The following is a 25448-nucleotide window of genomic DNA, read 5'->3' on the forward strand; positions in this document are numbered from 1 at the left end:
GGTGAAGTTGATAAACGAGGTTTTAAGGGATCTGCCCTTAAATGCAAAACAAAGAAAGAATTTCATGTGATTTTTACGCGGTTAGAAGGATCTAACCGCGCTTAATTATTTTTTACAGAACTCTAATGAAGCATCTTTTTCGCAAAGTGCTTTTTTCATAAGATCTACTTCTTGAACCTTAGTTTTCAAAGCCTTGTTTTCTTCTTCCAAAGAGGCGATTTGACGTTTGTGCTGAGCCAATTCTTTATGGATTTTTTGGCTGTCGTTGAACCACAATGTATAGAACTGTTTCACCGCTTCGATAACTGGTGAAATGAAGCCCATGTAGTTTACTTTTTTTATGCCCTTATCATCTGTATTTACTAGGTCCGGAAATACTTTTTCAACTTGCTGGGCGATCACACCGTACTGCACACCGCTTGTGTACTTCAGTTCGTCTTTGTATTTATAAGTTACACCTTCGACACGCAGAATTCTATCTAACGAGTTATCGATAGTTTTAATGTCGCTTTTTAATCTGCGATCAGACGGAGTTAAAGAGCCCGTATAGGTGATGTTGCGAGCAGTAAGGTCCATAAAAGTACCTAAATTGCGATTATAAAAAACTAGCAAGTTACGCGTCCCTTGAGTCGTACCGATTTCGATGTCGCTGCCGCCCGCATCGCCTCCGAAATAAAGAAGATCGCCGTAACCATTTTGGACTGCCATTTCACCGCCAACTTGAAACTTATAAGCAGGGGTAATTCCCACCCCCACTTTTCCATCTGATTGAGCTCTGAAAATTTGAGTCCATGCACCTGCGGCCGTACTCCATCCGACTGCAAAAGCATCTGCAGCTTGGGCATTGTCACTGATATTTACGCGAAGTTCTGCAGAGTCAGCTGCTAAATTATAACGCCCCATCCAAAGTGGATCCGTCACAGTACTGTCTTGAGTTGCAGGCGAAGGCCCACCTTGGAAAGAGATTTTGTTGCCATAGCCGGGCATAGTTCCCGTCGACACTGGGTTCACGGCCCCTAAGTCAAAATCGTTATTCACAATTAAACCAGTTGAGTCTACTTTCCCGATTTCAGTGTTACCGATCCAGAAGCCAACTTGATTGTTCGAGTATAAATTAAGTCCTCCAGTATCAACACCAGCAACCACTGTCGTTCGTGGTTTTTGCGGCCCCGTCGCAGAGAAGCCCGCACCTTGATGCGAGATATATCCATAGCGTGCACCCGTATTAGAAGTACCCACCTGAAATAGTGCGCGTGATAGTGTACCGGTATCATCGGTGTTCATAAGATAACTCGTCACGTCCCCGTCGCCAGATCCCGTAACATGCAGTTTCGCTGATGGACTGGTCGTCCCGATTCCGACAAGCCCTGTACCCAACAAAGTCATAATCTGAGTGTCATCGAAATGAGAGTCTGCTTCTTTGACTTCGTCATCATCCGTATCAGCAGAAAATATTAGTTTATTTAATTCAACACCCAGACGGAAATCCGTTGCTGTTGTGCTTTGATCATTGAAAATAACACCGGGTTTATACGCCTGAACAACCACATCACTATAACTGTTGGCAGACGTAGCGTCTCTGAAAATTGCTACCGGCTGAGCAGCAACAGCATCGCGATACACATGGAAATTTGCAGTGGGATTTGTCACATTTATGCCGACATTTCCGCCAGCTGCCAGAGTCATTCTTGTTGCGCCGTTTGTTTCCAAATTTAAAGCATAGTTATCATTCGTTCCTAAAGTTGCAATCGCTGCAAATGAGTTTCCTCCATTAGCAAAGATTCCAGATGATGAATAAGTAGTACAACCCATTACACCCGATGCATTGAAAGTCACTAACTCACCCACAGCACATGTAAATGGCACTAGGCCGTTACCCGTGCCATTCGATGCAATAAGTCTGTTTGCAGTGATCGAAGTGACACCTGTTCCACCTTTAGAAACCGGAACTGCCGAAGGAAAGTTTGCAGGATCAGCAGTGATCGTTCCAGAACTGACTGCGATACCCGCACCTACTTGTACAGCACCTTTAGTTGAAGTTGTCGCATCGTTAATTGAAATAGCTGGTGTTGTTGTACCAGTAGCTACAACGATAGGAGCTGTACCGGTTACACTTGTAACAGTTCCATTAGTTGGCGTTACCCATTGCAGCCCAGATGCTTGAGCAGAGTTCGCTGATAACACTTGTCCATTCGTACCAACCGCCAAACGAATATCATTGGTGCCGTCGTTAACAACGATGTCGCCCTTTGTTGTTAACGGAGACAATCCATCAAACGCAGCCACGGCTGTCGTTTGTCCCGTACCACCGCTTGAAATCGGCAAAGTTCCTGTCACATCTGAAGCTAAGTTAATTGCGGCTCCACTGCTTGCTGCAGTTAAGCGACCTTGTGCATCCACTGTGATGGAAGCTCTGGTATAAGAACCGGCAGTGACCGAAGTATTTGCTAAAGAAATTGTTCCGCTTCCAGTAATAGGTCCACCAGATAAGCCAGTGCCAGTTGCAATACTTGTAACTGTACCAGAATAAGTATCTGAACCAGGTGCCCACTTCGTACCGTCGTATTTTAAAACCTGACCTGTTACTAAACCTGTTGTATCAACGGTGACACCTTTGATTTTATCAACACTGACAGCACCAATAGTGCCGCTTACGTCACCCGCGACAGAAACATTGATTGCCTGACATTGGAATGATCCCGAAACCGAATTCCAGTAAGGAGTTTGGTGAGCTGCACAGTTCGCACTGCCTACTGCAGTATTAAAGGCAGCAGTCGTTTGGTAAGTTGCAAGTGCTGTAGAAAGGTTTGTAACGTCTGAAATCGCGAGGGCTGCACTTAACCACTGAGTGCCGTTATATTTTAAAAAATGCCCACTCGTTGGCGCGCCCGATGCCACGGCCACACCTTGAAGTTTCGTTACAGACGGATTTGGATAAGTACCGCCAAGGTCACCGCCGGCAGCACCGGTTGGAGTACGTGCATCAGTAAATCTTGCATCGTTACCTGCTGCCACAGTGCCCGCAGTCGTTCCTACAGAAACACCGATCACCGGAATACTTGCAGTTCCACCTTTTGTTAATGGAGCTGATACGTTGACGTCAGATACCATCCCCGCACCGCCAGCGTCGTTCTGACAGGCAAAAGTAGTTCCGTCGTATGTTAAGTACTGACCACTCACGCAAGTAGTTAGCATATTTTTTAAAACGAAGTCTGCAATGGGATGAGTATCTAAAGTTTCTGCCGACTTGGATTTTGTCGCCACAGCGGAATGGGCTGCATAAGGTACAGTGCGAATCACGTTATCAGGAGTAATTAGCTTCCATCCCGTTCCATCGTGAAAATGCACGCGCAGCTTTCTTTCGTCAGATTGACCTGCGTTGTACGGCGTATTCCCTTCACAGACGAAACTTGTGCTGTTTTCAAATGCGCTTAGAACATTAAACGTCGGATTTGCCGCGATATCAGGATAAGTGATGGTACCAAGACCGATGGGTACGTCAAACACACCACCGGAATTATTCATGGAAATACCATTCACTTGTTCGCGATAAATGATGCAAGACCCAGATGGATTCGTTACTTCAAAAAGAAAACTGATCGTTCCAGAATTCAGCGCAGTTCCATCAGTTTTTAAAATTCGTCCTTGATACATCAACGACGCAGGTGTCGCCAAAGCGAAAGACGCAGTTAAAGAAACAACCATCGAGATTAATTGACGTGCGATTGCTCGAGTTTTCATATTAATCTTATCGGAATTATTGGTGTTTTCCTGAAAATAAAGATGCCGAAATAACGGAGTTTTCACATTTCCGTCTCAGAGTGAGAAATGGAAAACTATCAGCTGGAAACTACAGGCGTTTTATTTATACGCAAACGTACGAAGGTCTGAGATTTCATCGATGCCGTAAAGGCACATAAACAAACGATCAACCCCAAGAGCAATTCCACCTGACGGTGGCATTCCCGCTTCAAGAGCTTTAAAAAACTCTTCATCCAGTTGAATTTCTTCTTTTTTCATCTCGCTCTTTTTAATTAGATCTTCCTCAGCGCGAAGACGTTGAATTTTTGGATCGTTCAGTTCGTTAAAGGCGTTAGCTAGTTCGTAACCCTTCCAATAAACTTCAAAGCGATCTCCCCACCCGTCTTCTGTCATTCGCGCCAAAGCCGCTTGGTAGGGAGGATACTTTTCAACAAAAACTAAATCATCGCTACACAATTGCGATTCGATTTTTTCCATAAAGATCAAAAAGAAATAATCATCGATGCTTTCTGCACTCCGCACGTCGACGTTTAGTTTTTGCGCAAGTGCTTTGAGCTCTGGGATTGAAGTCTCTGGTTTAAAATCAAAATGACAGTGGATTTTAAAAAGCTCTGCTACTGAATAGCTTTTTACCTCTTTAGGCGCAGAGATTTGCAAAACCTCTGCAAGGAAGCCAACAAGCTTCAACACATCTTCTTTGATAGTTTTTAAATTATCAAAAGCGCGATACCACTCAAGCATCAGAAATTCAGGCTGGTGGCGTTCCGTGATCTCGCCATTACGGTAACAAGGTGCAAATTCAAAAATCTTATCCGCACCTAAAGCTAAGGCCTTTTTCAAGTGAAGTTCAGGGCTAGTGCGTAAGAAAAGTTTTTCCTGACGCGAGCCCACCTTTAGCTGACTAGAAAAAACATCTAGACTGGGTTCCGTTCCTGGGCAGGGCACAAGTGTTGGCGTTTGCACTTCTAGAAAGTCTTTTTCATAAAAGAACTGACGCAGAACCTTCAGATAATTTTCGTATTTTTTTAAAAGATCAGAATCCAAAGTTCTAACGGGAAGTGCCGCCAACTGCGGCGCTAATAACACGATTTCATCGCTAGAAACAACGGCGATCAAATCACCTTCACTTAGAAACTCGCTGTGTGAAGGTGCTTTTTCGAATTTGATTTTATGATTTTGATTATCGCGAGCGACGGTTACTTCTAATAGCTCGCCCTCACGCTCAAGCTTATAGATTCGACCAGCCACTAAAAAAGTCGCTGGCATCGCGGGGTAAGGTTTCCAAATGTTGGTTAAATAATCAGTTCTGGTCAAAGCCCTGCCACTTTAGCGGCAAAGACCCTGACCACGCAAGTTTTCAAGTTGGGATAGAATAGAATCCATATCGTTAGCACCGAAAACCACGTCTTCGTTGACGTAGATCCGGTGTTTAACCCAAAGACCGTTATAGATTCCTTCGCTAGTTAGGCCACAAGAAGGGGTTTCCACTGGCGTTGCTTGAGCTGGCAGTGAAGATAAAAGTGCGATTAAACAGGTAGTTAAAACAGCGAATAAAACTCTCATATGTTGCCCCTTCTTTAAAAACTGGGTCTTAAATGACACCAGTTGCCTCCTGCATTCCATATAAAGCAAAGCCCTTGCCAAGTCGGTTCAACACCACCCAAAAACATATTGATCTGCAGTTAATCATCCATTATTCCAAGTGTGGAATTACACTCAGGAAAGAGGCATTTTATGCTAGACTTGCAACGCACGCTAAAAACTCTGCGGAACGACGCTGATTGGGTCAGCCTCAGATACGTGACCGAAAAAACCACATTACGTTCCGTTCGCGATGAAAAACCGGATCGCAACAACATCACTTTCGATCAAGGGGTCATGGTTGAAGTCCTGGTCCAGGGGCATTTTGGATTCGCAGGCACTAGCGACCTCACTGAATCAGGAATCAAAAGAGCTTTTGCTAAGGCTACGGCCATGGCAAAAAGTGCTGCCGCCTTCAGGGTTCATGAATTTTCAGCCGATCACCGCCCGGTGGCCCAAGGGACTTACCGCTCGCCAGTGGTAAAACCTTTAGACGCTTTTTCGGCCAAAGAAATCTCTGACATTTTCATCGAAGCTACTCGCGCGATGAAAACTTCAGACAAAATCGTCAGTCGTTCTGCAACGACCATGATCACAGAAACTCAATTTTACACAATCAGCTCCTCTGGCAGCGAAGTGGATCAAAGCTTCTCAATCGTAAGTACCGATTTTTCGGCGACTGCGGCAGAAGGAAGTGAAACCCAAACGCGTTCCGATAGCGGAGGCCTTGCTCGATGTTTGCAAGTAGGAGCAGAAATTTTTGATCGCAATACCATCCTTGAGCGCTGCCAAAAGATCTCAAGCGAAGCGGTTGAATTGTTATCAGCTGAAAACTGTCCAGATGAAAAAATGGATTTGTTATTAGCCCCTGATCAAATGACTTTGCAGGTGCATGAATCCATCGGTCATCCGCTAGAATATGACCGTATCTTGGGTGATGAAAGAAACTATGCCGGTTGGAGCTTTGTAAAACCAAACGACTTCGGCAATCTTAAATACGGTTCAAACTTAATGAACGTTACTTTTGACCCGACGATCACCGACGCCATGGCCTCTTATGCCTTTGATGACACAGGATTAAAAGCAACCAAAGAATTCCTTATCAAAGACGGAGTCCTTCTTCGCGGCTTGGGCGGCTTAGAATCCCAAGCTCGTTTGGGTCTTCCTGGTGTTGCAAATTCGCGTTCTTCATCTTGGAACAGAGCTGCTATTGATCGTATGGCTAATATTAATCTTGAGCCTGGAAATTCAAAATTAGAAGACATGATCGCCTCTGTAGAGCGTGGTGTTTTCATGCTTGCGAATAAGTCTTGGTCCATCGATGACTATCGCAACAAATTTCAGTTCGGTTGTGAATACGCGAAACTGATTGAAAACGGGAAATTGACTAAGACTTTAAAGAATCCAAACTATCGCGGCACCACGGTGCAGTTCTGGAATAACTTAAAAGCGGTCAGCAACGTGCGTGAAACCTATGGCTCCCCTTTCTGCGGAAAAGGTGAACCGAATCAAGTTATTCGCGTAGGTCACACAACTCCGTATTGCTTATTTAAAGACGTTGAAGTGTTTGGAGCATAAAATGAATTTCACTGAAAACATGAAGGTAACCTTCAACAAAGTCGCTGACCATATTCTGGGAAGCTTAAAGTCCGGCGAAGCTGCAAACGTAAACTTACATGCGGAAGAATCTTTGTTCGTTCGTTTTAACGGCAACAAGGTTCGTCAGAACACCCATGTTGAACAACGCCATTTAAGTCTGTTGCTACAACACGAGGGAAAGACAGCGAACATTACTTTTTCTATCACCGGTGACGTAACAGAAGATATCAAACGTGCGGATCACTGGCTGGCCCAAGCTCGTAAAGAGTGTGACCTTCTGCCTGAAGATCCATTTCAAGTGCCATTAAAAAATAATGGCGTTAGTGATAGCACCTTCAAAGGCAAACTTCTTAATGATGAAGAAGTGATCGCTGCCATCACAAAACCGGCGGTGGGAACAGACCTCGCTGGTCTTTACTGTGCCGGTCCCTTGATCAGTGCTAATAAAAACTCTTCTGGCCAAAGCCACTGGTTCGCGACGGAAAACTTCTTTATGGATTATTCGCTTTATCTTGGCGAAAAAGCTGTAAAGTCGATTTACGCAGGCACCACTTGGAATCAAACTGATTTTGAAGCAAATCTTGCACAAAGTAAAAACCAGCTTCGCCTGATGGATCGTCCTAAGATCACGTTGAAGCCGGGTGCCTATCGCGCTTACCTAGCTCCAGGAGCCGTTGCTGAAATTAGCTCGATGTTTTCTTGGGGTGCTTTGGGCTGCAACTCTTATAAAACAGGGGCCAGCGCCTTCCAAAAATTAGTGAATAAAGAAAAGTCTTTATCACCGAAATTAAACCTTATTGAAAACTACTCGATGGGATTAACTCACCGTTTTAATTCATTGGGTGAATTAGCGCCGGAAAAAATGGAACTTGTTACTGGGGGCGAGCTAAAAAATCTTTTAACTAGCACCCGTTCAGCAAAAGAGTACGGTTTAGAAGGAAATGCCGCTGATAACTATGAAGCTCCAAGAGCTTTAGAAATTCTGCCAGGCACTTTGAAAAAAGAAGACATCTTAAAAGAACTGGGAACAGGTCTTTACCTTTCAAATCTTCACTATATCAACTGGTCGGATCGTTTGAATGCTCGCATCACCGGCATGACTCGCTATGCGTGCTTCTGGGTAGAAAATGGTGAAATCATCGCGCCGATCGCGGATTTGCGTTTTGATGAAAGCCTTTATGACTGCTTAGGCGCGAATTTAGAGGCCATCACGGATTTCCAAGAGGTCGACCCGATGGTTTCCACTTATGAAAGCCGCTCTTTCGGTGGCAAAAAAATCCCGGGTATGCTAATCAGGGACTTCAAATTTACGTTATAGGAGTTCTTTCATGGTTACATACATCGTTCACCTAACCGTTCGCCACGAGGTTTACCCTGAGTACGTCGAATGGCTTAAAAAAGAACACATCAAAGAAGTCCTAGCGTGCCCTGGATTCTTAGGGGCCGATTTATGCCTAAGAAAAGGTGGTAATCTTGAAGCTTCTAGCAAAGAAGTGAAAGTCGTTTACCGAATCAAAGACGAAGAGCACATGAAGCTTTATATGACCGAATACGCGATGAAACTGCGTGAAAAGGGTCTTGAAAAGTTCCCAGGACAATTCTCTGCCAGCCGCGAAGTGTGGTTAGAGACTGAAGGGTTCAACGCCTAAAGAGCAAAAACGCCGAGTGAAATCGGCGTTTTTTTTGAATGCGTACTCTAGTTTTTTCGTTCACCGCGAGCAGCTCCCGACCAAGTAGAAGATTCCCGATATATTAATTTTACGTCAAAAAACAGGCCTGCCTCTATCCTTTCCGCCTAGTGCGGTGTATGTTGAAAAAGATAAAACCTTTATAGGAGGCTCTTTGTGGCTACAGCAGCATTTCAAAAAATTCTAGAAAACTTATCTGGAAACAAAGGTGTGCAAAACCTTCTTGAAAACTTCCAAAAGTTGAACGACGAAATTAAGAAAAAAGAAGTTGAGCTTAAAGATAAGTTTGACCAACAAAAAGAAGAAAAAATTGAATTGGCTTGGAAGAAGTACCAAGAAATCATCAAAGTTCTAAGCACTTCTGAAGAAAAGCTAGAAAAAGAAGTGAACACGGCCATCAAAAAGATCAAAAAGTCTGCGGATGATTTGGAAAAAAACATCCAGACTTATAAGAAAAAGGCGATCGCGCAAAAAACTATTTTAGAAAAAGCTGTTTTCCACAAAACAACGACTAAAAAAGCTTCTTCTAAAAAAACGACTGCGAAAAAAACTGCAGCGCCAAAAGCTAAAGCCGCTAAGAAAGCGACTACAAAAAAAGCAGCTGGTAAAAAGCAGACGAAAAAAACAACTAAGAAAAAAGCTTAAACTTAGTTCGTTAGTTTTGAATTGAAAAAGGAAGGCATCGCCTTCCTTTTTTTTTAGAATCATTGTTTCATCAAGCTGCCGATTGCATAAAAAACCAAGAGCAAATTCAAAGCGAAAATAAATACTTGGAAAAGACTCAGGGACCCATCCTTAGTTTTGAAGCTGTTGATAAAGTTTTGATTTCCTTTTTTGATGAAGCTCATGGCATTTCTCCTATAAGTAAATCGCTTTTTGCAGTCCCCGTTCCAAGCTGAAATGCTGTTATAATTGTTTTAACCTCGATAAATCCCAGAAATCAGAAATTTCATTCTTCAAAACAGAAATATATCTATTTGGAATTCGCTGCACGGATATAGAGTTTCGCTTGCCCCACAGGCAAACCTTCGCTAGTTAAAGCCAATGATCCGAATTCTTTTGTCTCTTTTTAAATATACTGGCTTTTTCGTTTTTGGTGCTGTCGCAGCCACTTTCATCGGTTTACTAGCAGTAAGCTATTATGGTGTTGATCAAGTTCATAAAGCCTCTATTTCCAAACCCGAGCTGCCCTTAAGTACAGCTAAAGCCTCGTTACTTCCTTCTGTTCCCGAATTGCCTACAGACAAAAACGAAGTAAATCCAAATCTGCGTGAGCTTACTCGGTTGGCGAAAAATTATGCTTCGGAATTTAATCTTTTCGATCAATTGACTGACGCTACGAAATTTAAACCAAAGCCAGAGCTATGCTCAGTACTTTGCAATCCAGTCGCACTAAGCAAAGAGCGATTACAACTGGAAGGCGCTAATTATTTAGCTGCTTACTATAAAGAACAAGGCACGCGCGCATTCCAAGATCCACTTTTTAGAATTGTGACCAAAGAAACGGAATTGCTAGCGCAGGTTTATGCACCAAGATTACGTGAAGTGGTTTTGAACCTAAATCGTCCTGTCCTCAGTGCAACCGATAAGCTGATGTTAGCAATGCAAGCTGAAGCGGCGGTTTTGATTGAAGCAACTCAAATAGCTATGGCCTGGGATGAAATCCAAAACCAGATTCAAAACCGTAAGCCGTTACGGGAACTATTTAGGTCCTGCCAGATGGGTTTAAAACCGAAAAAACAGGTTTTTGCAGAGTGTGAATCTCTGATTCCAAACTGACGCGGCCTCTAATTCAAGTCAGGGTTCGGTTTTTTAACATTTCGCCTCGCATTAGGGCAGGTCCGTGCCTTACAAATCTTTCATACCTTAGAGGGCTATGCTACTCTCGAGCGCGTAAAAAACCTCGAGGTGTTTCATGAAAATTGCCGATCTTTCCCCACGCAATGAATTTATCCCACGTCACATTGGTCCCTCTGATTCAGACATCCACGCGATGTTGAAAACTTTGGGCTTTAACTCTCTTGAGCAAATGGCTGACAAGGTCATCCCTGCGCAAATCAGAAATCAACATAAGTACGAAGATGTTGGACCCGGCATTTCTGAATACGATCTTTTAAATCACCTGAAGCAGATGGTTTCTAAAAACAAAGTTTTTAAAAATTATATCGGTATGGGTTACCACGATACGATCACTCCAACTGTGATTCAAAGAAACATCTTTGAAAATCCAGTGTGGTACACGGCTTACACTCCTTATCAGCCAGAAATTTCTCAAGGCCGCTTGGAAGCTTTATTGAACTTCCAAACAATGGTGGCTGATTTAACTGGAATGGAAATCTCAAATGCTTCTCTTCTTGATGAAGGAACGGCGGCAGCTGAGGCGATGTTCATGGCGCACTCACTTTGCAAAACTAAAGCAAACGCTTTTGTTGTTTCGCCAGAAATGCATCCACACGTCATCGAAGTTATTGGAACGCGCGCAGAGCCGTTGGGCTTTGAAATGATTGTTATGGATCCAGCGAAATATGATTTTGCAAAACCTGTGTTCGGTGTTTTCTTCCAATACCCAAATACTTCTGGTGTGGTTGAAGATTACTCGGCCCTTGCAAAAAAATATAAAGACCAAGGCGCATTAGTTACTGCTTCTGTTGATATCTTGGCGATGACTCTTCTAACTCCTCCGGGTGAATGGGGCGCTGACATGGTTGTGGGTAACACCCAACGTTTCGGTGTACCATTGGGTTATGGTGGTCCTCACGCGGCTTTCTTGGCAACTAAAGATGCTTACAAGCGTTTGATGCCAGGTCGTCTTGTGGGCGTTAGCGTGGATTCACAAGGGAAGCCTGCTTTGCGTTTGGCTTTGCAAACTCGTGAACAACACATCCGTCGTGAAAAGGCGACTTCAAATATTTGTACAGCCCAAGTGTTATTAGCAAATATGGCTTCGATGTATGCGGTTTACCACGGACCTCAAGGTCTTAAGAAAATCGCTCTTCGTGTTCAGCGTCTGACTGGTATTTTAGCTGAAGGTTTAAACAAGCTTGGTTTCAAAGTAGCGCCGGGCGCTTTCTTTGACACTGTGACTGTGACGACAGATAAAGCGGCCGCGATCATTGCAAGTGCTGAAAAAATGCAAATGAACTTCCGCAATTTCGGCAACAACAAATTGGGTGTTTCGTTAAATGAAACAACTTCTTTGGAAGATGTTGAAATGATCTGGGCTGCTTTCAATCTTGGCAACATGCCGACATTCACGGCGTTATCAGTGGATGAAGCGCTTAAAGATATCGAAATCCCTGCGAACCTGACCCGTAACTCAGCTTACATGACTCACGTGGTGTTTAACTCTCACCACAGCGAAACTGAAATTTTGCGCTACATCCATCAGTTGCAAAACAAAGACATCACTTTGACTCATTCCATGATTCCACTTGGATCATGCACGATGAAGTTAAATGCAACGACAGAACTTGTTCCAGTGTCATGGCCAGAGATAAGCAAACTTCATCCATTTGCACCGACTATTCAAGCGGCTGGTTTGATTGAAATGATTCATGACCTAGAAAAGAAACTTGCTGACATCACTGGTTTTGCGGCTGTGAGTTTGCAACCAAATGCGGGTTCCCAAGGTGAATACGCGGGTCTATTGGTGATTCGTAAGTATCACCAATCTCGCAACCAAGGTCATCGTAACATCTGCTTGATCCCATCTTCTGCCCATGGAACAAATCCTGCGTCTGCAGCGCTTGTGAACATGGAAGTTGTAGTAGTCGCGTGTGACGATCAAGGTAACGTCGATATTGCTGATCTTAAAGCGAAGGCTGAACAACATAAAAACAATCTTGCTGCTTTGATGATCACTTACCCTTCAACTCACGGTGTGTTTGAAGAAGGTATCGTTGAGATTTGCAAAATCATCCACGATAACGGCGGTCAAGTTTACATGGACGGCGCCAACATGAATGCCCTTGTTGGTATGTGCCGTCCTGGAACTTTCGGTCCTGACGTATCTCACTTGAACTTACATAAAACATTCTCGATCCCTCACGGTGGTGGCGGACCGGGTGTTGGTCCTATCGGCGTGGGCGCTCACTTAGCCCCATTCTTGCCAAAACATTCTTTGGTGCCAGAGTGTGGACCTAAAGACGGCATTTCTGCGACGACGTCTGCTCCATGGGGAAGCGCTAGTATCCTTCCGATCTCTTGGGCTTACATTACGATGATGGGTGCAGAAGGTTTAAGAAAAGCGACGCTAGTAAGTATCTTAAATGCGAACTACATTGCTAAAAAACTAGAAAGCCATTTCCCAGTTCTTTACAAAGGTAAAAACGGTCTTGTGGCCCATGAATGTATCGTTGACGTTCGTGAAATCAAAAAAACTTCAGGCGTGGATGTTACTGACGTAGCAAAACGTTTGATGGACTTTGGCTTCCACGCGCCAACTATGAGCTTCCCAGTTGCGGGAACTTTGATGATTGAGCCCACTGAATCTGAATCTAAAAAAGAATTGGATCGTTTCATCGACTCTATGATCGCTATCCGCCAAGAAATCGCGACAGTTGAAAGTGGAAAAATCGATAAAGAAAACAATGCGCTTAAGAACGCGCCTCACACAGCTCAAATGTTGATGAAACCTGAATGGAATCATCCGTACAGCCGTGAAGAAGCCGTTTATCCTCTAGAGTGGTTGCGTCTAAACAAGTTCTGGCCTTCGGTTGCCCGCGTGGATAACGCTTACGGGGACCGTAACCTAATTTGTTCTTGCCCTTCATTGGATGAATACAAATAATTTTTAGATGAAGAAAAAAGTTCTTCTTATCAGACTTGATAAAATTGGCGACCTGATTTGCACCATGTGTGTAGATCAGGTTTCTTTTTTGAAGGACTATGAAGTTCAGTGGGTTATCGCCAAGGGACTTAAATTTATCCCGGAAAACGCAGAACCACGCAGAAATTATCTGGAGCTTTCTAAAGAGGACTGGAAAACGTCCTTAAATGCCTTACGCAAGTTTATTAAAGAATATCAACCCGATGTGGCGGTCAGCTTTCAGGCCCCGTGGTGGGTGAATTTCGCGCTTTGGGCTGAAGGCGTGAAAGTTCGCGCTGGCGTTCTATCTCAGTGGCATAGCTTTTTGTTTTTAAATAAAGGATTACGACAGAAACGAAGCCGAGCAGTTCAACATGAAGCTGCTTACAACATGGATTTGCTTGCCCACGCTTTAAATACTTCTTCGCCCGGCACGGATATCCCTGTTTTAAAATTGAATGCCGCCGACAATGCTCCGCTTTTAGAAAAGCACGGCTTAAAGCCACAATCCTACGTTGTGGTTCATCCCGGGATGGCGGGTTCAGCTTTGAATTGGCCGATCCCGCGCTATATTGAATTTATTAAAAAAGCCTCTGAGCAATCGATGATGGTGCTTACCGGTACTCCTGCCGATGAAGTATGGCTGACTGAAATTAAAGAAACCTTTAAAAATAATTCTCAGGTTTTATCTCTGCAAAATCAGCTGAATGCCGGGGAACTGTTTACCGTTTTAAAAAATGCGAAAGCTGTTGTTGCACCAAGTACGGGAGTTGCTCATATGGCAGCTTCATTAGGAACCCCAGTTTTAGGCATTTATTCGCCAGTCCGTGTTCAGCATCCCCGTCGCTGGGCTGCCCGCGGGAAGAACGTTCAGATCTTCATGCCTGAAAACCAAGACCCGGACCAAGTAGATCCTTCATGCATGCTTGAGATTCAGGCGGATGATTTGCTAAAGGCCTTAAATTCGCTGTAAAATCGCTGCATGCAAAGACTTTACACTTACCCAGCTTCATTTGAAGAATCCATCAGCCGTGCATTATCAAAGCATCAGCTGACGCTTAAGGATTCCAAAGCGCTAGCGAAATGTGTAATGGCTTTATCGGATTATTTCATTCATCGCCCTGAATCCCCAACACCGTGGAATGAATCTTGGGCCCAGGTTGCCTACCTTTGTTACTATTTACCGCTTAATTCCACCCGCCTTCGCGCGCTGATTGATGAGGGTGACAAACGCGGCTTTTTTGATGGCTTAGATCGAGTGATTGATTTCGGTGCGGGCTTGGCGACAGCTTCACTTACTTTGTCTGAAAAACATCCTTTGAAGTTTCATTTAGTTGAAAGAGCTGCAGAACCACAGCAACTGATTGAAAACTTCTTCCCGCAATTTAAGTGTGAAGAATGGGTCAGAACTTTTAGCTCTGGCCGACTGAAAGATCCTAAAAAAACTCTGGCGCTGTTTTCCTATTCACTGACTGAATTAGCAGACCTTCCTGATTGGGCTTATGAATGTGAAGCGTTGATGTTAGTGGAACCGTCTACGCAACAAGATGGCCGAAAGCTTTTAGGATTACGCCAGAAGCTTTTAGATAAGGGTTACTATGCGTGGGCACCATGTACTCATCAACTAGCTTGCCCGCTGTTAATGAATTCTAAAACTGACTGGTGCCATGACCGAGTTCATTTCCAGGCGCCAGAATGGTTTTTAAAAATGGAAGAACAGCTTCCAATGAAAAACCGCACCCTGACGATGAGTTACGTTTTAATGCGTAAGACACCTCCACAACCTATTCAAGCGGCTCGCATGGTCGGTGATTTACTGAAGGAAAAAGGAAAGGATCGCCAGTTGGTGTGCCGAGGGCCTCAACGCGAGTTTTTAGCTTGGATGCACAAGACCGGTATTAGCCAAGAAATTCCAAGAGGAGTTTTGGTGGAACTTCCCAATGATATGCAGGTTGTTTCAAACGAACTTCGTTTAAAAAGCGAAATTAAAGTCCTGTAGCTTTAGCTTCAACCTTTTCGAAAACAAAAAGATTCACTAAAAAGGCAAAAAAATACCGAGATCTCTCTCGGCATTTTTTTAGTCGAATTTGTTAAAAGGTTTTTTCCGAACTATTCGTTAGGACCGAAACCTGATACTGGGAAAAGTGAAACAGAAATTTGGTAAGTTCTGCCACCAGCAACACCTGTATCAAGGAACTGAGCCAACTCTTTACGGAATGCTTTGATTTTTTCTTTTGCTTCAGGAAGACGATTTTCATCTACAGTGATTGAAATTGTAGATTGCTCGCGCTCTTCTGTCGGCATTTTCTCCAAAAGGCGCTCAAGTTTGCGCTTCATTTTCTTTTCACGGCTGATTTCGCCGAAACGCGATAATTCGTCTGGAGTAAGGTTCAAACGCTCCCCGAACATACGAATTGTTCTCATTGTGACAGTTCGTTTGCCATTTAGAATTTTGGACAAGAAAGACGAGTCCACTTCCAAGTGGCGCGCGAACGCACGCAATGAATAACGGGGATAGTTTTGGCTACGGCGAGCCAATTCATCTTCAAGAAACTGTCTAAAATCTGAGTTTTGTTTTACGTCCTGCATGAGGACACAATTATTCAGAGGGGCATTAATAATCAAATAGTTGTTCACACCTTACATAGTTTTAATAATGCCATTCGGGGTGCGTCATTTGGACTACGAACCTTACTTATTTTTTATTAAATATCAATAACTTACGAGTGCGTCCTCGCTCTTCAATTCTGTAATCTACATTACAAATCTTGTAGTCAGAATCGAGCATTTGACAGAGCATTTCTTCCAACTTTTGTTCGTCACGTTGTGGCCCCAGTATCAAGCGTGTGGCTTTTAACAAACCTTGCTCGTGCAGATTCTTAACAATTTTATGAATGGCGATGCCACCAACTCCAGCAATCACCACTGTTCCCTTTAACACGTCTTTAACTTCTTCACCTGGAAGAGTTAAAAACTGAACCTGTGTGTTTTGTTCCACACGAAGGAACTTTTCAGCGAATCGTCGGCTTAGTTTTTCCATAATGCTGCTGACTTGATCGACAAAATAGATCTCGGGGAACTTGCCGCTTTTGTAAGCAGAAAGGCCAACAATCCCGTGATCACAACAGAAGTCCCATACGGGCTCTCCAGAAATTAGATGATCATGGATAAACTGCAGTCGCGGAGTAAGTTGATACATAAGGATCAAATAAATGTTTCATTGACTGTCTGTCCAGAGGAAAGGAAACTCGCGCCATGAAAAAGACGCCTTTAGCAGATACGCATGTAAATTTGGGTGCACGCATGGTCGACTTCGCTGGTTGGTATATGCCTGTGCAATACGTTGGCCTTCGCGAAGAACATGATAATGTTCGTAAGAACGTTGGTTTGTTCGACGTTTCCCACATGGGTGAGGTTCGTGTGAAGGGACCAAAAGCTTTAGAAACTTTAGAGTGGTTAACAACGAATGACGTTGCAAAACTAAATGACGGTGAAGCGCAATACTCTCTTCTTCCGAATGACCAAGGTGGTTTGGTTGACGACATCATCGTTTATTGCTTAAAGAAAAATGAAGACTATCTTGTTTGCGTGAACGCTTCTAACAAAGACAAAGACTTTGCTTGGATGAATAAACACAACAACGGTGCAGACCTTGTTGATGAAAGTGACCTTTGGGGGCAAATCGCGATTCAAGGACCAAAAGCACTTGAACTTTGCGATCGCGTTTTCGGTTTCAAAGTTAGCGAAATGAAACCCTTCCATCTTCAACACGGCACTTTCCAAAATCACAAGATCATGGTGGCAACAACGGGTTACACCGGCGAAAAAGGCTGCGAAGTTTTCGTTGAGGCTGGCGGCACAGTGGCTTTGTGGAATGAACTTCTAGAAAAAGGCAAAGACTTGGGAGTCATGGCCATCGGCCTCGGTGCCCGTGATACTTTGCGCACGGAAGTGAAGTACTCTCTGTACGGTCACGAAATTGATGACACAACGAATCCTTATGAAGCCGGCCTTGGTTGGGTAATTAAACCAGCTAAAAAAGACTTCATGGGTAAAGTGTTAATCGTGGGCAAAAAAGAAGCAGGTCTAACGAAAAGTTTGATCGGTTTTAAGATGCTAGAGAAGGGCATTCCACGTCAGGGTTACAGCCTATTTTCTTTTGACAACAAAGAAATCGGCAAGGTAACTAGTGGTACACACTCACCGACCCTGGATGAACCTATTGGCATCGCTTACATCGATCTAGCGTATGCTAAAGAGGGAACAGAGTTCCACCTGGATATCCGCGGCCGTAAAGTAAAAGCAGTGGTTGTTAAGACCCCTTTTGTTCAGAAATAAGGAGCCTCACATGGCATTTCACATCCCAGAAGACTACTACTACACAAAAGAACACGAATGGGCTCAGGTTGACGAGAACATCGTAACTGTTGGTATCACTGAGTTTGCTCAAGACCAACTTGGTGAAATCGTTTACGTGGAACTTCCAGAAGAAGGTCAAAAAATCACTCAAGGCCAAACTTTCGGTGTTATCGAATCAGTAAAAGCCGTGAGCGACCTTTATGCTCCTGTTTCAGGCACAGTTATCGAAGTAAACACAGCTTTGGGTGACGATCCTTCAGTATTGAACGACGACCCAGTAAATGAAGGCTGGTTGGTTCGCATCGAAATGGATACTGAAAAAGAATTAGCGAACCTTATGAGAGCTCCTGATTACAAAAAGTTGATCAGCGAGAAATAAAAGGCATTAGAGCCGCAGAATGCAGAAACTTTTTTCTTGCAATCTCGGCCTAAAATGCGCTAAACCTAGTTCTCGATTTTAAAGGTGCTGCCCCGCTGGTGAAATTGGCAGACACGCTAGACTTAGGATCTAGTGCGCAAGCGTGGGGGTTCAAGTCCCTCGCGGGGCACCAAATCTAAAAATAAAAAAAGCGACCCAAAGAGGTCGCTTTTTTTATTTTTACACTTAGTTCTCGTTAGGGACTTGGACTTAAAACTTTGGGGGTTCCAAAAATTAGCAGTACGCTAATTTTTCGATGATCGCAAAGCGATCACCCCGAAGGGGCAAGGGCCACTACGGCCCGCAGTCGCACTCCCTCGCGGGGCACTTATGAAAGTCAGCGGCCTCGAAGGCCGATGAGTTTCACCCGATTACCCAGCTTTCTTCCTAACCGAATCCCCCAAAAGCACTCCGCCAAACCTCTCCGTCAACTGACGAAGCTGGGTTTCCCGAGGTGGATACCTTTTATAACTCTCATAAACCTTGTCGTACCAGCGATGATATCGATCATGCCCCGTTCGAGACATAACACACAGATTAGAAGCTCTGTTATCGTCACGCTTGCCATTGATGTGATGTACTACTTCCCAATGCTCCAAACGCCGACCAAGAATTCCTTCCGCCACAACTCGATGCTCAAGGCGATCCTTGCCATCTGAATGCGATTTCTTAAGAACGTAACCATCACGATTTAACCGCTTGTCAGAAAAGACCCAGCGCAAAGATAGAAAGATCAGCTTGAAAGGAAGCTTGGCAATAAACCAAAGGAAACTGTAAAAGCGTCTTTTAAGCCATCTCATGCAAAGCTTATCGGACGCTTCAGCCAGACCATTAGCCAGGCTTTGGAAAGAAAATGATTCAAGATGAGAATAGAAGAGCTTTTTCTATTTTTACGCAGTCCCTGGGGGCTTGTACTTCACTTGCGCAGCTTTTTTAAGCGCTTCTAATGTATCGTCTACCGTCACAAGCACGGTAGTCTCATAATCTTTGACGGCGCCTCCAGCGGTGATCGCTATCGCCACAGCCGTCATTGCAACGTTATCCGGAGCTTCCCAGACAATGTATCCATCATGACAGCCAAACGCATACCAGAAGCCATTTAGTTTCCCACCCACAGCTTCAATATAAGTTTGCGCAGCCTTGCGACGATCCTCGCCATGACTGATTAATCGGGCCCAAGCTTCGGGTGTGTAGCTGAACTTCGTCAGATAAAGCGCCATGACTGCTCCTTCGCGATAGCATTTTGAGACTTGATGCTAATCACGAAATAGCGCTTCGCAGGAGATATCCTACTGAAATACATAATATGAGCCACACGTAATTGACTTGAGGCAACCCGCGGAACATCCCAGAACTAAAACGCACTTCCCAACACAACCCTAACTTTCACATTTTCCTTCTTTACAATTAAAGTGCGCCATCAACAAAGGAAGAAAAATGAAACTACTTATCGCAATTGCAACAGTCTTAACTGCGTTCTCTGCTCAAGCTCGTGTAACTAACGAAACTTCATTCTGTGACGGTGAATTAAAAAGCGGAACATACGTGCAATTCGAAATCTCTTCGACTGCAGTTCCAACATTCCTAACGGCGATTATGGTTGTTGGCGAAGACAGAGACTATGATGTGTACTTTAACTGTAAACGCAGCCAAAAAGATTTTTCTGCAATCACATGTGTAGAAAAAGTTCCATCAGGCGTAAAGTTTAAAGTGAACATGAAAAATGCAACCGCTGAAGTTTATCACGAAACTGAAGTTGAAAATATCTTCAACTACCTTGGCACCTTGAATTGCAAATAGTTTTTAGATTCAAATAAAGCGATCGCCCGGTCGCTTTATTCATCCAATTCCAAACCAAGCTGCTTTCCATAAGCAGTTCGGCGTTCTTTATTTAAGAATAATCTAAGCTCAATTAGAAACTTAAATCGCTCGTGAAATTGCATGCTGCTTATTACAAAACCTTTTTTTAGTTTTGGAATCAGAACAGCAGAATTATTCGGATGATGATTACTTGTTACGACCTGGAAGCCTTCTTCGGTAAGGATGTGCAATACATGATCTAACAGTTTAGAATAAGCGCCGCGCTTGCGATATGCGGGAACAATGGCAGAGTTTTGCATGTAATAAGTTTCTGCATCAACAGCATAACCAAAATGCCACCCAATAACTTCTGAACCTTCATAAGCTAATAACCGCAGACGGTACCGCTGGTCATTTTTCTTTCTATCGCTGATTTTATTTTTAGACTGTTCATCAATATCAAAATTAAGCGCAGCTGCAAATCGATTCGAAAAAGCATTATCAAAATGCTTTTCTAAAATCTCATTAAGTTCTTCTGCAGAAACTTGCTTCACTGAAAAATTCGTTAGCGCTCTGGACATGTCTTTTCCCCGTCTATGAATAAACATATCGCAAAGATAATGTGTTCGAGAATCTATTTCTTATTCTTTCACAGTCCCCACTAAAATCGGTGAACTATAGTCAACACCTGTAAGCGAAGGTGGATTAGGCACAGCAATTTGCCCGTACCAGTTGTCGCCCCAGCAGTGCAGGCGACCTTCGTTAATTCCGCAGGTATGGCTGTCGCCTTCACCCAATTTAGTCCACTTGTCTGAACTGCCTATTTGAACTGGCGACTCACTATCAATGTAAGTACCGTCGCCAACTTGGCCGGAATAATTATAGCCCCAGCAAAAAAGTTTACCGCCATTCACAGCGCAAGAGTGTTCTGAAAAAACAGTGATACCTAAAGACTGCCAAGACGTCGAAATACCAATCTGCTGCGGAGTAAGAACATTCCCAGACCCGGCTCCGTTTCCAACAGCACCCACAGTGTCCTGACCCCAGCAAAATAATTTTCCTGAATTGATACCACAAGTATGCATGTAACCTGCTGCAATCGCGGTCCATGTTGTCGAAGTACCCACTTGCACAGGTGTAGCAGAGTCTTGACCTAAGCCATCGCCGAGCTGTCCATCCCCGCCCATGCCCCAACAGAATAATTTCCCGCCATCAATACCACAGTTATGCCCAGCACCCATGCCCAATGATTGCCACGTTGTTGATGTTCCCACTTGTTGAGGAGTATCAACATTATTACCCCAGCAAAATAATTTGCCGCCATCAATTCCACAGAAGGAAACTGGGCCTGCAGCAATTTCTTGCCATTGAGTCGATGCACCGATTCGTTCAGGAACTAAAACCTTTGCAGTTGAACCTGCACCATTTCCAAGTTCACCATTCTGATCATCACCCCAACAGTACAACCCGCCAGATTTAATTCCGCAGGAAGCGAAAACGCCGCCAGCAACGTCGGTCCAAGTGCTTCCGTTACCAACCCTTTGCGGAACATACTTTTTAACTAGGGCAGGATCGTTAATTCCAAGTTGTCCATCAACGTTCTCGCCCCAGCAGTAAAGTTCGCCGTTTTTAATTCCACAGGCAAAACCTAATGCTCCGGTCACATGGGTCCACCCTGTGGCATCACTGGCTTGATGAGGAGTGTTTACTCTGCCAATTTCTTCGGGACTATATAAGCCTAAATCTCTTCTGCCGGTGTCATCGTCTGTTGTCCAGCAGTACATTTTTCCCGCATCTAAACCGCAAGCAAAATAGTCTCCGGTAGTAATAGCACTCCACTGCGCTGAAGTTCCGACTTGGGTCACTGATTCAACCTCGTCACCGAAATATATAGTTCCCCAGCAGTGCAGTTCACCGTTAGAAATAGCACATGAATAACTTTGTCGAGACGTCAGCTTTTCCCAGTCAGTCCCAGCATCGATCAATTGCGGCGTTGTAGTGCTCACGTCGCCGGCTCCGTTTCCTTGCTGGGCATACATGTCATCGCCCCAGCAATAAAGTTGGCCAGCGTTGATACCACAAGTGTGATCTCCGCCACCCTTGACCTCTTCCCAAGTTGTTGAAGCACCGATTTGCGCTGGAGTTTGCACGTTCGCTGTTGGCGCGCCGTTACCTTGCTGACCGCGGTTGTCGCGCCCCCAGCAAAATAGCTTTCCGGCATCAATCCCACAACTATGAGAGGATCCAACACCAATTGAAGTCCAGGTCGTGCTAGCGCCCACCTTCGTCGGAACATTTTGTGGAAGGTTATTCCCTAGTCCAAGTTGATAGAATTGACTGTCACCCCAGCAATACATTTCTCCAGCATTGATTCCACAAGTGAAAAACATCCCTGCAGAGATACTTTGCCAAGTGTTTGAAGAACCTACTTTTTGCGGAACTGTTGACGGTGTATTTCCAGGGCCATTTCCAAGTGCCTGACTGGAATCTCGACCCCAACAAAAAAGTTCGCCGGCGTTAATTCCACAAGTATGCTCACCACCTAATGCAAGGGATTGCCACGTGGTGGAAGTGCCAACTCGCGTAGGACTTGTTTGCGGATCCGAATGCCCCAACCCTAACTGGCCATAATCGTTATTGCCCCAGCAATAAAGCTTTCCGCTGCTGATCGCGCAGACGTGTTTAGCTCCTGCCTGTACAACATCGTATGATTTCGCGATAGCTGGATTTCCCGGAACTATCGAAAAATTCAGAGCAGCTTTTAAAAGAGACATTCCATTATTAAGTTGTAGTACCTGTAAGTCTTTACTTGAAAGAGTCGTGCCGGTCGGAATTTTTAAGGCTACATTTACAGATGTTGCACCGGCAGGAATAAAAATTCGTCCTTCAGCATTGAGGTCTTCAAGTGGAATAGGATTGCTGGAAGATGAATACGAAGAATACTTGACGTACGTATCAAACGGCGCTGCTGCTGATAGATTTAAAGTTGCTGTTTGCGCTGTAGCAGAACTTTTTAAGACATAATCGGCTTGAGCAAAAGTCATTGTAAGACTTGGTCCAATTGTCAAAGACACTACTGGCGAAAGCGCCGTCACTGAACCGTACGTCGCTTGAATTTTATATTCACAATTTGCACCATCTAATAAATCAATATCACCGGACAACATTCCGTCTTGTGCGATACTAAGTCCTGTACAAGTATTATCCGCTAAAGAAAGAGTTGCCCCCGAAGGAATCCCAGAAAGATCCATTTCGCCATAGTACGGGTAAGACTCAGGAACCGAAGTTGGAAAGTCTGAAACTTTATTTGAAAGATCGATGGTAACCGGAGATAACAGACTTGGCTGTTCTAAATCTTTCTTAAAAATGGCAATGTCCAGAGTACATCCTGCAAGAAGATGCAGTGTTAGCAGAAGGAAGACAGATTTAAGAATGTGCAAGTATGTGCCCGTCATGTATTACTCATCGGTAATACTTAGGCAACCTCAAGGGAAATCTAAATAATTCCTCAGAAAGTGAGGTCTCATGTTTTTATCAATGGGATTCAATTATAAGCCTGGATAATTTCGTTGATAGAACTTTACTAGTTCTGGCTCCAAACGTTTTTGGTCCTCTTGCGAATGCCACCGAGCAACTCCTTTTTCTAGACGCTTTAATAGAGAAAGGTTGGTTAAGGCTTTGTTCACATCTTTTATGACTTGTTTACCCCACTCCGTTTTAGGGCAAGCTACGACAACTTCTACGAAAGGTTTGTTATCGCTTAACGGAACATGCACGACGCGATCCTTGGTGTTTCCAAAAAGCTCATCATAGTATTTCGCTTCAAAAGGATAACCAAGCGTGTACTGCACACGATTCGTGTTCAGCATGCGATGAACTAACAGGCTTGAAGCCACCGGCAGGATTTTTTTATTCTTTTTATAGTCATTCTTAAAAAGAACTTCATCAATACCTTCACCATAAAGACGACCAACGCCTAAAAGCCAATGACTTTTTTTATCTAAAAAATCTTGAAGACTTTTAAGTCCCTTCACTTCACGCAGTTTGCTTTGTTTTAAAAGCACACCATTTGCAGGAATCAAAAAAACGGGTTTAGAAAAATAAAAAAGCTTAGCCCACTCCGGGGTATCTAACCACCCCGCATTGCATATGGGCGACTTTTCTTCTGCTTCTTTCAAAACACGGGGGACATTGGCTTCTAAATGTTTATGTCGGTACTGCGGTAAAGCCGCGATAAGTTCCCTTTCCACAACATCTAAAACCCCTTGGCCTTTAAATGGAGCTTCAAAAATAAAAATCGGAGGATCATTCCAACGAATCCATGTAAGCGTTCTCGCTTCACCTTTTGCAAAGCTGCTTATACACACCCAAATATTTAAAAATAAAAAAACGATCGATGCAAAATGCATATACTATTCATACCACCTACTCACAGGAAGATAAGGCCTTGCGACAGAATGCAAAAAACTTTCATCGAAGAATTATGTTTAAGAGCATGAATGGGACCTATTGTCGTAATTAAATTATCAATCGCATCAAAAAAGACAGTGATCAAAATTCCACAGTGAGGTGACCCCGAAACAGCCAATCTCATAACGAAGCAAAATCCCATTTCGGGCACTTCGCAATCTTAAATTCCTGATTTCTAAGAGGAAAAATGTTTTAGCCCGTTTAATACCTTACCGAAGAGTTCTACATCTGCTTATCAAATTCACCTTGTTAGGAGAAACAAATGAAGAACGTTACCGGAAATGTACTCACTAAATTAATTTTAGCCACAACACTTCTTATCACTACGGCGGCCTGTGAAAAGAAACTGGAAGAAGAAGCTTCCACAGGCGGAATTACCGCCGCTGATCTTGCCGGTGATGTCAGATATTCAGCATGTATTCCAGTTGGAAGCTCTATGGGACCTGACCTAAATGGTAACTCTTATTTTAGAAGCCTAGATCTTAATGATGATAACACCTATACAATGTCTGTTTTCTTTTATACTGGTACAAATTGTTCAGCGGGCGGTCAAGCCCTGTGGACATATACCACAGCGGGGGCATTTGCAGTGGGCGATGCTATTCCTACCCTGACTGATACTTATGCCATCGCTTATACAATGACTACTTCCTTAATGACCATGTACTCGTGGGGAACTTGGGCTGCTTATCTAAACGATGCGCCAGGATGTATGACAAACTTCGATGAAACACAGATCTCGACTGAATTAAATATCGCGGGTAAAAACTGTCATCAGTCTGGTAATGGCCGTGACTTCGTCTTACCACAGTTCCCTGCCACAAATTCTGAATTCTTAGATGCCATCAAACTTGATACAGTAACTGGAACTATAACAGTTTCTACTCCAGTAAATGTTTGGAATAATGGTCAGACAGGCTCACTTCCAACCTCAGTCGATTTAGAATACGAATTGCCATAGTAA

22 protein-coding genes and 1 tRNA gene are annotated in these 25448 nt (G+C 43.8%); 13 read left to right on the forward strand and 10 right to left on the reverse strand.

The features are described 5' to 3' along the window. Positions 1-105: 105 nt before the first annotated feature. The 3 genes from MNR06_RS08790 to MNR06_RS08800 all read right to left on the reverse strand — a co-directional run bounded on the left by MNR06_RS08790 (position 106) and on the right by MNR06_RS08800 (position 5325). Complete coding sequence (locus tag MNR06_RS08790) at positions 106-3741, reverse strand: tail fiber domain-containing protein (RefSeq protein WP_243535061.1); 3636 nt, start codon at positions 3739-3741, stop codon at positions 106-108. 120 nt (positions 3742-3861) lie between these two features. Further along, complete coding sequence (epmA, locus tag MNR06_RS08795) at positions 3862-5076, reverse strand: EF-P lysine aminoacylase EpmA (protein ID WP_243535064.1); 1215 nt, start codon at positions 5074-5076, stop codon at positions 3862-3864. A gap of 12 nt (positions 5077-5088) precedes the next feature. Then, a complete protein-coding gene (locus tag MNR06_RS08800) occupies positions 5089-5325 on the reverse strand; it encodes a hypothetical protein (protein WP_243535066.1) in 237 nt (78 codons plus the stop codon). A 171-nt stretch (positions 5326-5496) separates the two neighbouring features. On the opposite strand from MNR06_RS08800, the gene MNR06_RS08805 reads away from it, so the two are divergent. From MNR06_RS08805 to MNR06_RS08840, 8 genes are all read left to right on the forward strand, one after another. Further along, positions 5497-6921, forward strand: coding sequence for a TldD/PmbA family protein (locus MNR06_RS08805; protein WP_243535068.1), 1425 nt, complete (start codon positions 5497-5499; stop codon positions 6919-6921). 1 nt (position 6922) lies between these two features. After that, positions 6923-8260 carry a TldD/PmbA family protein gene (locus MNR06_RS08810; RefSeq protein ID WP_243535071.1) on the forward strand — a complete coding sequence of 446 codons (1338 nt, stop codon included), beginning with the start codon at positions 6923-6925 and terminating at the stop codon, positions 8258-8260. A 10-nt stretch (positions 8261-8270) separates the two neighbouring features. Beyond that, on the forward strand, positions 8271-8591 hold the full coding sequence (locus tag MNR06_RS08815) for a DUF4286 family protein (protein ID WP_243535074.1): 321 nt from the start codon (positions 8271-8273) through the stop codon (positions 8589-8591). Positions 8592-8786: 195 nt separating this feature from the next. Next, positions 8787-9275 carry an actin-binding protein gene (locus tag MNR06_RS08820; RefSeq protein ID WP_243535077.1) on the forward strand — a complete coding sequence of 163 codons (489 nt, stop codon included), beginning with the start codon at positions 8787-8789 and terminating at the stop codon, positions 9273-9275. A gap of 414 nt (positions 9276-9689) precedes the next feature. Beyond that, positions 9690-10409: a hypothetical protein gene (locus MNR06_RS08825; RefSeq protein WP_243535080.1), complete on the forward strand. Its 720-nt coding sequence runs from the start codon at positions 9690-9692 to the stop codon at positions 10407-10409. Positions 10410-10545: 136 nt separating this feature from the next. After that, positions 10546-13419, forward strand: coding sequence for an aminomethyl-transferring glycine dehydrogenase (gene gcvP, locus MNR06_RS08830; protein ID WP_243535083.1), 2874 nt, complete (start codon positions 10546-10548; stop codon positions 13417-13419). A 7-nt stretch (positions 13420-13426) separates the two neighbouring features. Next, positions 13427-14410 carry a glycosyltransferase family 9 protein gene (locus tag MNR06_RS08835; protein WP_243535085.1) on the forward strand — a complete coding sequence of 328 codons (984 nt, stop codon included), beginning with the start codon at positions 13427-13429 and terminating at the stop codon, positions 14408-14410. A 9-nt stretch (positions 14411-14419) separates the two neighbouring features. Further along, complete coding sequence (locus MNR06_RS08840) at positions 14420-15436, forward strand: small ribosomal subunit Rsm22 family protein (protein ID WP_243535088.1); 1017 nt, start codon at positions 14420-14422, stop codon at positions 15434-15436. 110 nt (positions 15437-15546) lie between these two features. Here the strand turns inward: MNR06_RS08840 and MNR06_RS08845 are convergent, their stop codons facing one another. Together MNR06_RS08845 and MNR06_RS08850 are read right to left on the reverse strand one after the other, a co-directional pair. Continuing rightward, entirely contained in the window at positions 15547-16026 is a 480-nt protein-coding gene (locus tag MNR06_RS08845; RefSeq protein WP_243535091.1) for a DUF4423 domain-containing protein, read from the reverse strand. Between the two features lie 106 nt (positions 16027-16132). Further along, positions 16133-16636, reverse strand: coding sequence for an SAM-dependent methyltransferase (locus MNR06_RS08850; RefSeq protein WP_243535094.1), 504 nt, complete (start codon positions 16634-16636; stop codon positions 16133-16135). A gap of 56 nt (positions 16637-16692) precedes the next feature. Here MNR06_RS08850 and gcvT point away from each other — a divergent pair, with 56 nt between their 5' ends. From gcvT to MNR06_RS08865, 3 genes are all read left to right on the forward strand, one after another. Further along, positions 16693-17775 carry a glycine cleavage system aminomethyltransferase GcvT gene (gene gcvT, locus MNR06_RS08855; RefSeq protein ID WP_243535097.1) on the forward strand — a complete coding sequence of 361 codons (1083 nt, stop codon included), beginning with the start codon at positions 16693-16695 and terminating at the stop codon, positions 17773-17775. Between the two features lie 10 nt (positions 17776-17785). After that, complete coding sequence (gcvH, locus tag MNR06_RS08860) at positions 17786-18175, forward strand: glycine cleavage system protein GcvH (protein ID WP_243535100.1); 390 nt, start codon at positions 17786-17788, stop codon at positions 18173-18175. 89 nt (positions 18176-18264) lie between these two features. Next, a tRNA-Leu gene (locus MNR06_RS08865) sits at positions 18265-18347 on the forward strand. Positions 18348-18585: 238 nt separating this feature from the next. On the opposite strand, the gene MNR06_RS08870 is transcribed toward MNR06_RS08865, so the two are convergent. Both MNR06_RS08870 and MNR06_RS08875 read right to left on the reverse strand, forming a co-directional pair. Continuing rightward, positions 18586-19014 carry an HNH endonuclease gene (locus tag MNR06_RS08870; protein WP_243535102.1) on the reverse strand — a complete coding sequence of 143 codons (429 nt, stop codon included), beginning with the start codon at positions 19012-19014 and terminating at the stop codon, positions 18586-18588. A gap of 90 nt (positions 19015-19104) precedes the next feature. Further along, entirely contained in the window at positions 19105-19434 is a 330-nt protein-coding gene (locus MNR06_RS08875; RefSeq protein WP_243535105.1) for a GYD domain-containing protein, read from the reverse strand. 217 nt (positions 19435-19651) lie between these two features. On the opposite strand from MNR06_RS08875, the gene MNR06_RS08880 reads away from it, so the two are divergent. After that, positions 19652-20014, forward strand: coding sequence for a hypothetical protein (locus tag MNR06_RS08880; protein WP_243535108.1), 363 nt, complete (start codon positions 19652-19654; stop codon positions 20012-20014). A gap of 35 nt (positions 20015-20049) precedes the next feature. Here the strand turns inward: MNR06_RS08880 and MNR06_RS08885 are convergent, their stop codons facing one another. The 3 genes from MNR06_RS08885 to MNR06_RS08895 form a co-directional block, all read right to left on the reverse strand. Beyond that, positions 20050-20595, reverse strand: a complete 546-nt coding sequence (locus tag MNR06_RS08885; protein WP_243535110.1) for a GNAT family N-acetyltransferase — start codon at positions 20593-20595, stop codon at positions 20050-20052. Between the two features lie 60 nt (positions 20596-20655). Next, positions 20656-23469 carry an RCC1 domain-containing protein gene (locus MNR06_RS08890; RefSeq protein WP_243535112.1) on the reverse strand — a complete coding sequence of 938 codons (2814 nt, stop codon included), beginning with the start codon at positions 23467-23469 and terminating at the stop codon, positions 20656-20658. Positions 23470-23562: 93 nt separating this feature from the next. Further along, the gene (locus MNR06_RS08895; RefSeq protein WP_243535114.1) at positions 23563-24423 is read right to left on the reverse strand and encodes a TIGR02285 family protein; all 861 of its coding nucleotides are present in this window, start codon (positions 24421-24423) and stop codon (positions 23563-23565) included. 323 nt (positions 24424-24746) lie between these two features. Here MNR06_RS08895 and MNR06_RS08900 point away from each other — a divergent pair, with 323 nt between their 5' ends. Continuing rightward, on the forward strand, positions 24747-25445 hold the full coding sequence (locus MNR06_RS08900; protein ID WP_243535117.1) for a hypothetical protein: 699 nt from the start codon (positions 24747-24749) through the stop codon (positions 25443-25445). The last annotated feature ends 3 nt before the right edge of the window (positions 25446-25448 follow it).

It is taken from the genome of Bdellovibrio reynosensis, assembly GCF_022814725.1.
Taxonomy (GTDB): domain Bacteria; phylum Bdellovibrionota; class Bdellovibrionia; order Bdellovibrionales; family Bdellovibrionaceae; genus Bdellovibrio; species Bdellovibrio reynosensis.

Coding starts and splice junctions, on each gene's coding strand:
- MNR06_RS08895 (WP_243535114.1), bottom strand. CDS start 24,423: ATGCATTTTGCATCGATCGTTTTTTTATTTTTAAATATTTGGGTGTGT.
- MNR06_RS08810 (WP_243535071.1), top strand. CDS start 6,923: ATGAATTTCACTGAAAACATGAAGGTAACCTTCAACAAAGTCGCTGAC.
- MNR06_RS08900 (WP_243535117.1), top strand. CDS start 24,747: ATGAAGAACGTTACCGGAAATGTACTCACTAAATTAATTTTAGCCACA.
- MNR06_RS08845 (WP_243535091.1), bottom strand. CDS start 16,026: ATGCAGGACGTAAAACAAAACTCAGATTTTAGACAGTTTCTTGAAGAT.
- gcvT (WP_243535097.1), top strand. CDS start 16,693: ATGAAAAAGACGCCTTTAGCAGATACGCATGTAAATTTGGGTGCACGC.
- MNR06_RS08890 (WP_243535112.1), bottom strand. CDS start 23,469: ATGACGGGCACATACTTGCACATTCTTAAATCTGTCTTCCTTCTGCTA.
- MNR06_RS08885 (WP_243535110.1), bottom strand. CDS start 20,595: ATGTCCAGAGCGCTAACGAATTTTTCAGTGAAGCAAGTTTCTGCAGAA.
- MNR06_RS08800 (WP_243535066.1), bottom strand. CDS start 5,325: ATGAGAGTTTTATTCGCTGTTTTAACTACCTGTTTAATCGCACTTTTA.
- MNR06_RS08840 (WP_243535088.1), top strand. CDS start 14,420: ATGCAAAGACTTTACACTTACCCAGCTTCATTTGAAGAATCCATCAGC.
- MNR06_RS08815 (WP_243535074.1), top strand. CDS start 8,271: ATGGTTACATACATCGTTCACCTAACCGTTCGCCACGAGGTTTACCCT.
- gcvH (WP_243535100.1), top strand. CDS start 17,786: ATGGCATTTCACATCCCAGAAGACTACTACTACACAAAAGAACACGAA.
- MNR06_RS08870 (WP_243535102.1), bottom strand. CDS start 19,014: ATGAGATGGCTTAAAAGACGCTTTTACAGTTTCCTTTGGTTTATTGCC.
- MNR06_RS08805 (WP_243535068.1), top strand. CDS start 5,497: ATGCTAGACTTGCAACGCACGCTAAAAACTCTGCGGAACGACGCTGAT.
- MNR06_RS08880 (WP_243535108.1), top strand. CDS start 19,652: ATGAAACTACTTATCGCAATTGCAACAGTCTTAACTGCGTTCTCTGCT.
- MNR06_RS08790 (WP_243535061.1), bottom strand. CDS start 3,741: ATGAAAACTCGAGCAATCGCACGTCAATTAATCTCGATGGTTGTTTCT.
- MNR06_RS08850 (WP_243535094.1), bottom strand. CDS start 16,636: ATGTATCAACTTACTCCGCGACTGCAGTTTATCCATGATCATCTAATT.
- gcvP (WP_243535083.1), top strand. CDS start 10,546: ATGAAAATTGCCGATCTTTCCCCACGCAATGAATTTATCCCACGTCAC.
- MNR06_RS08875 (WP_243535105.1), bottom strand. CDS start 19,434: ATGGCGCTTTATCTGACGAAGTTCAGCTACACACCCGAAGCTTGGGCC.
- MNR06_RS08835 (WP_243535085.1), top strand. CDS start 13,427: ATGAAGAAAAAAGTTCTTCTTATCAGACTTGATAAAATTGGCGACCTG.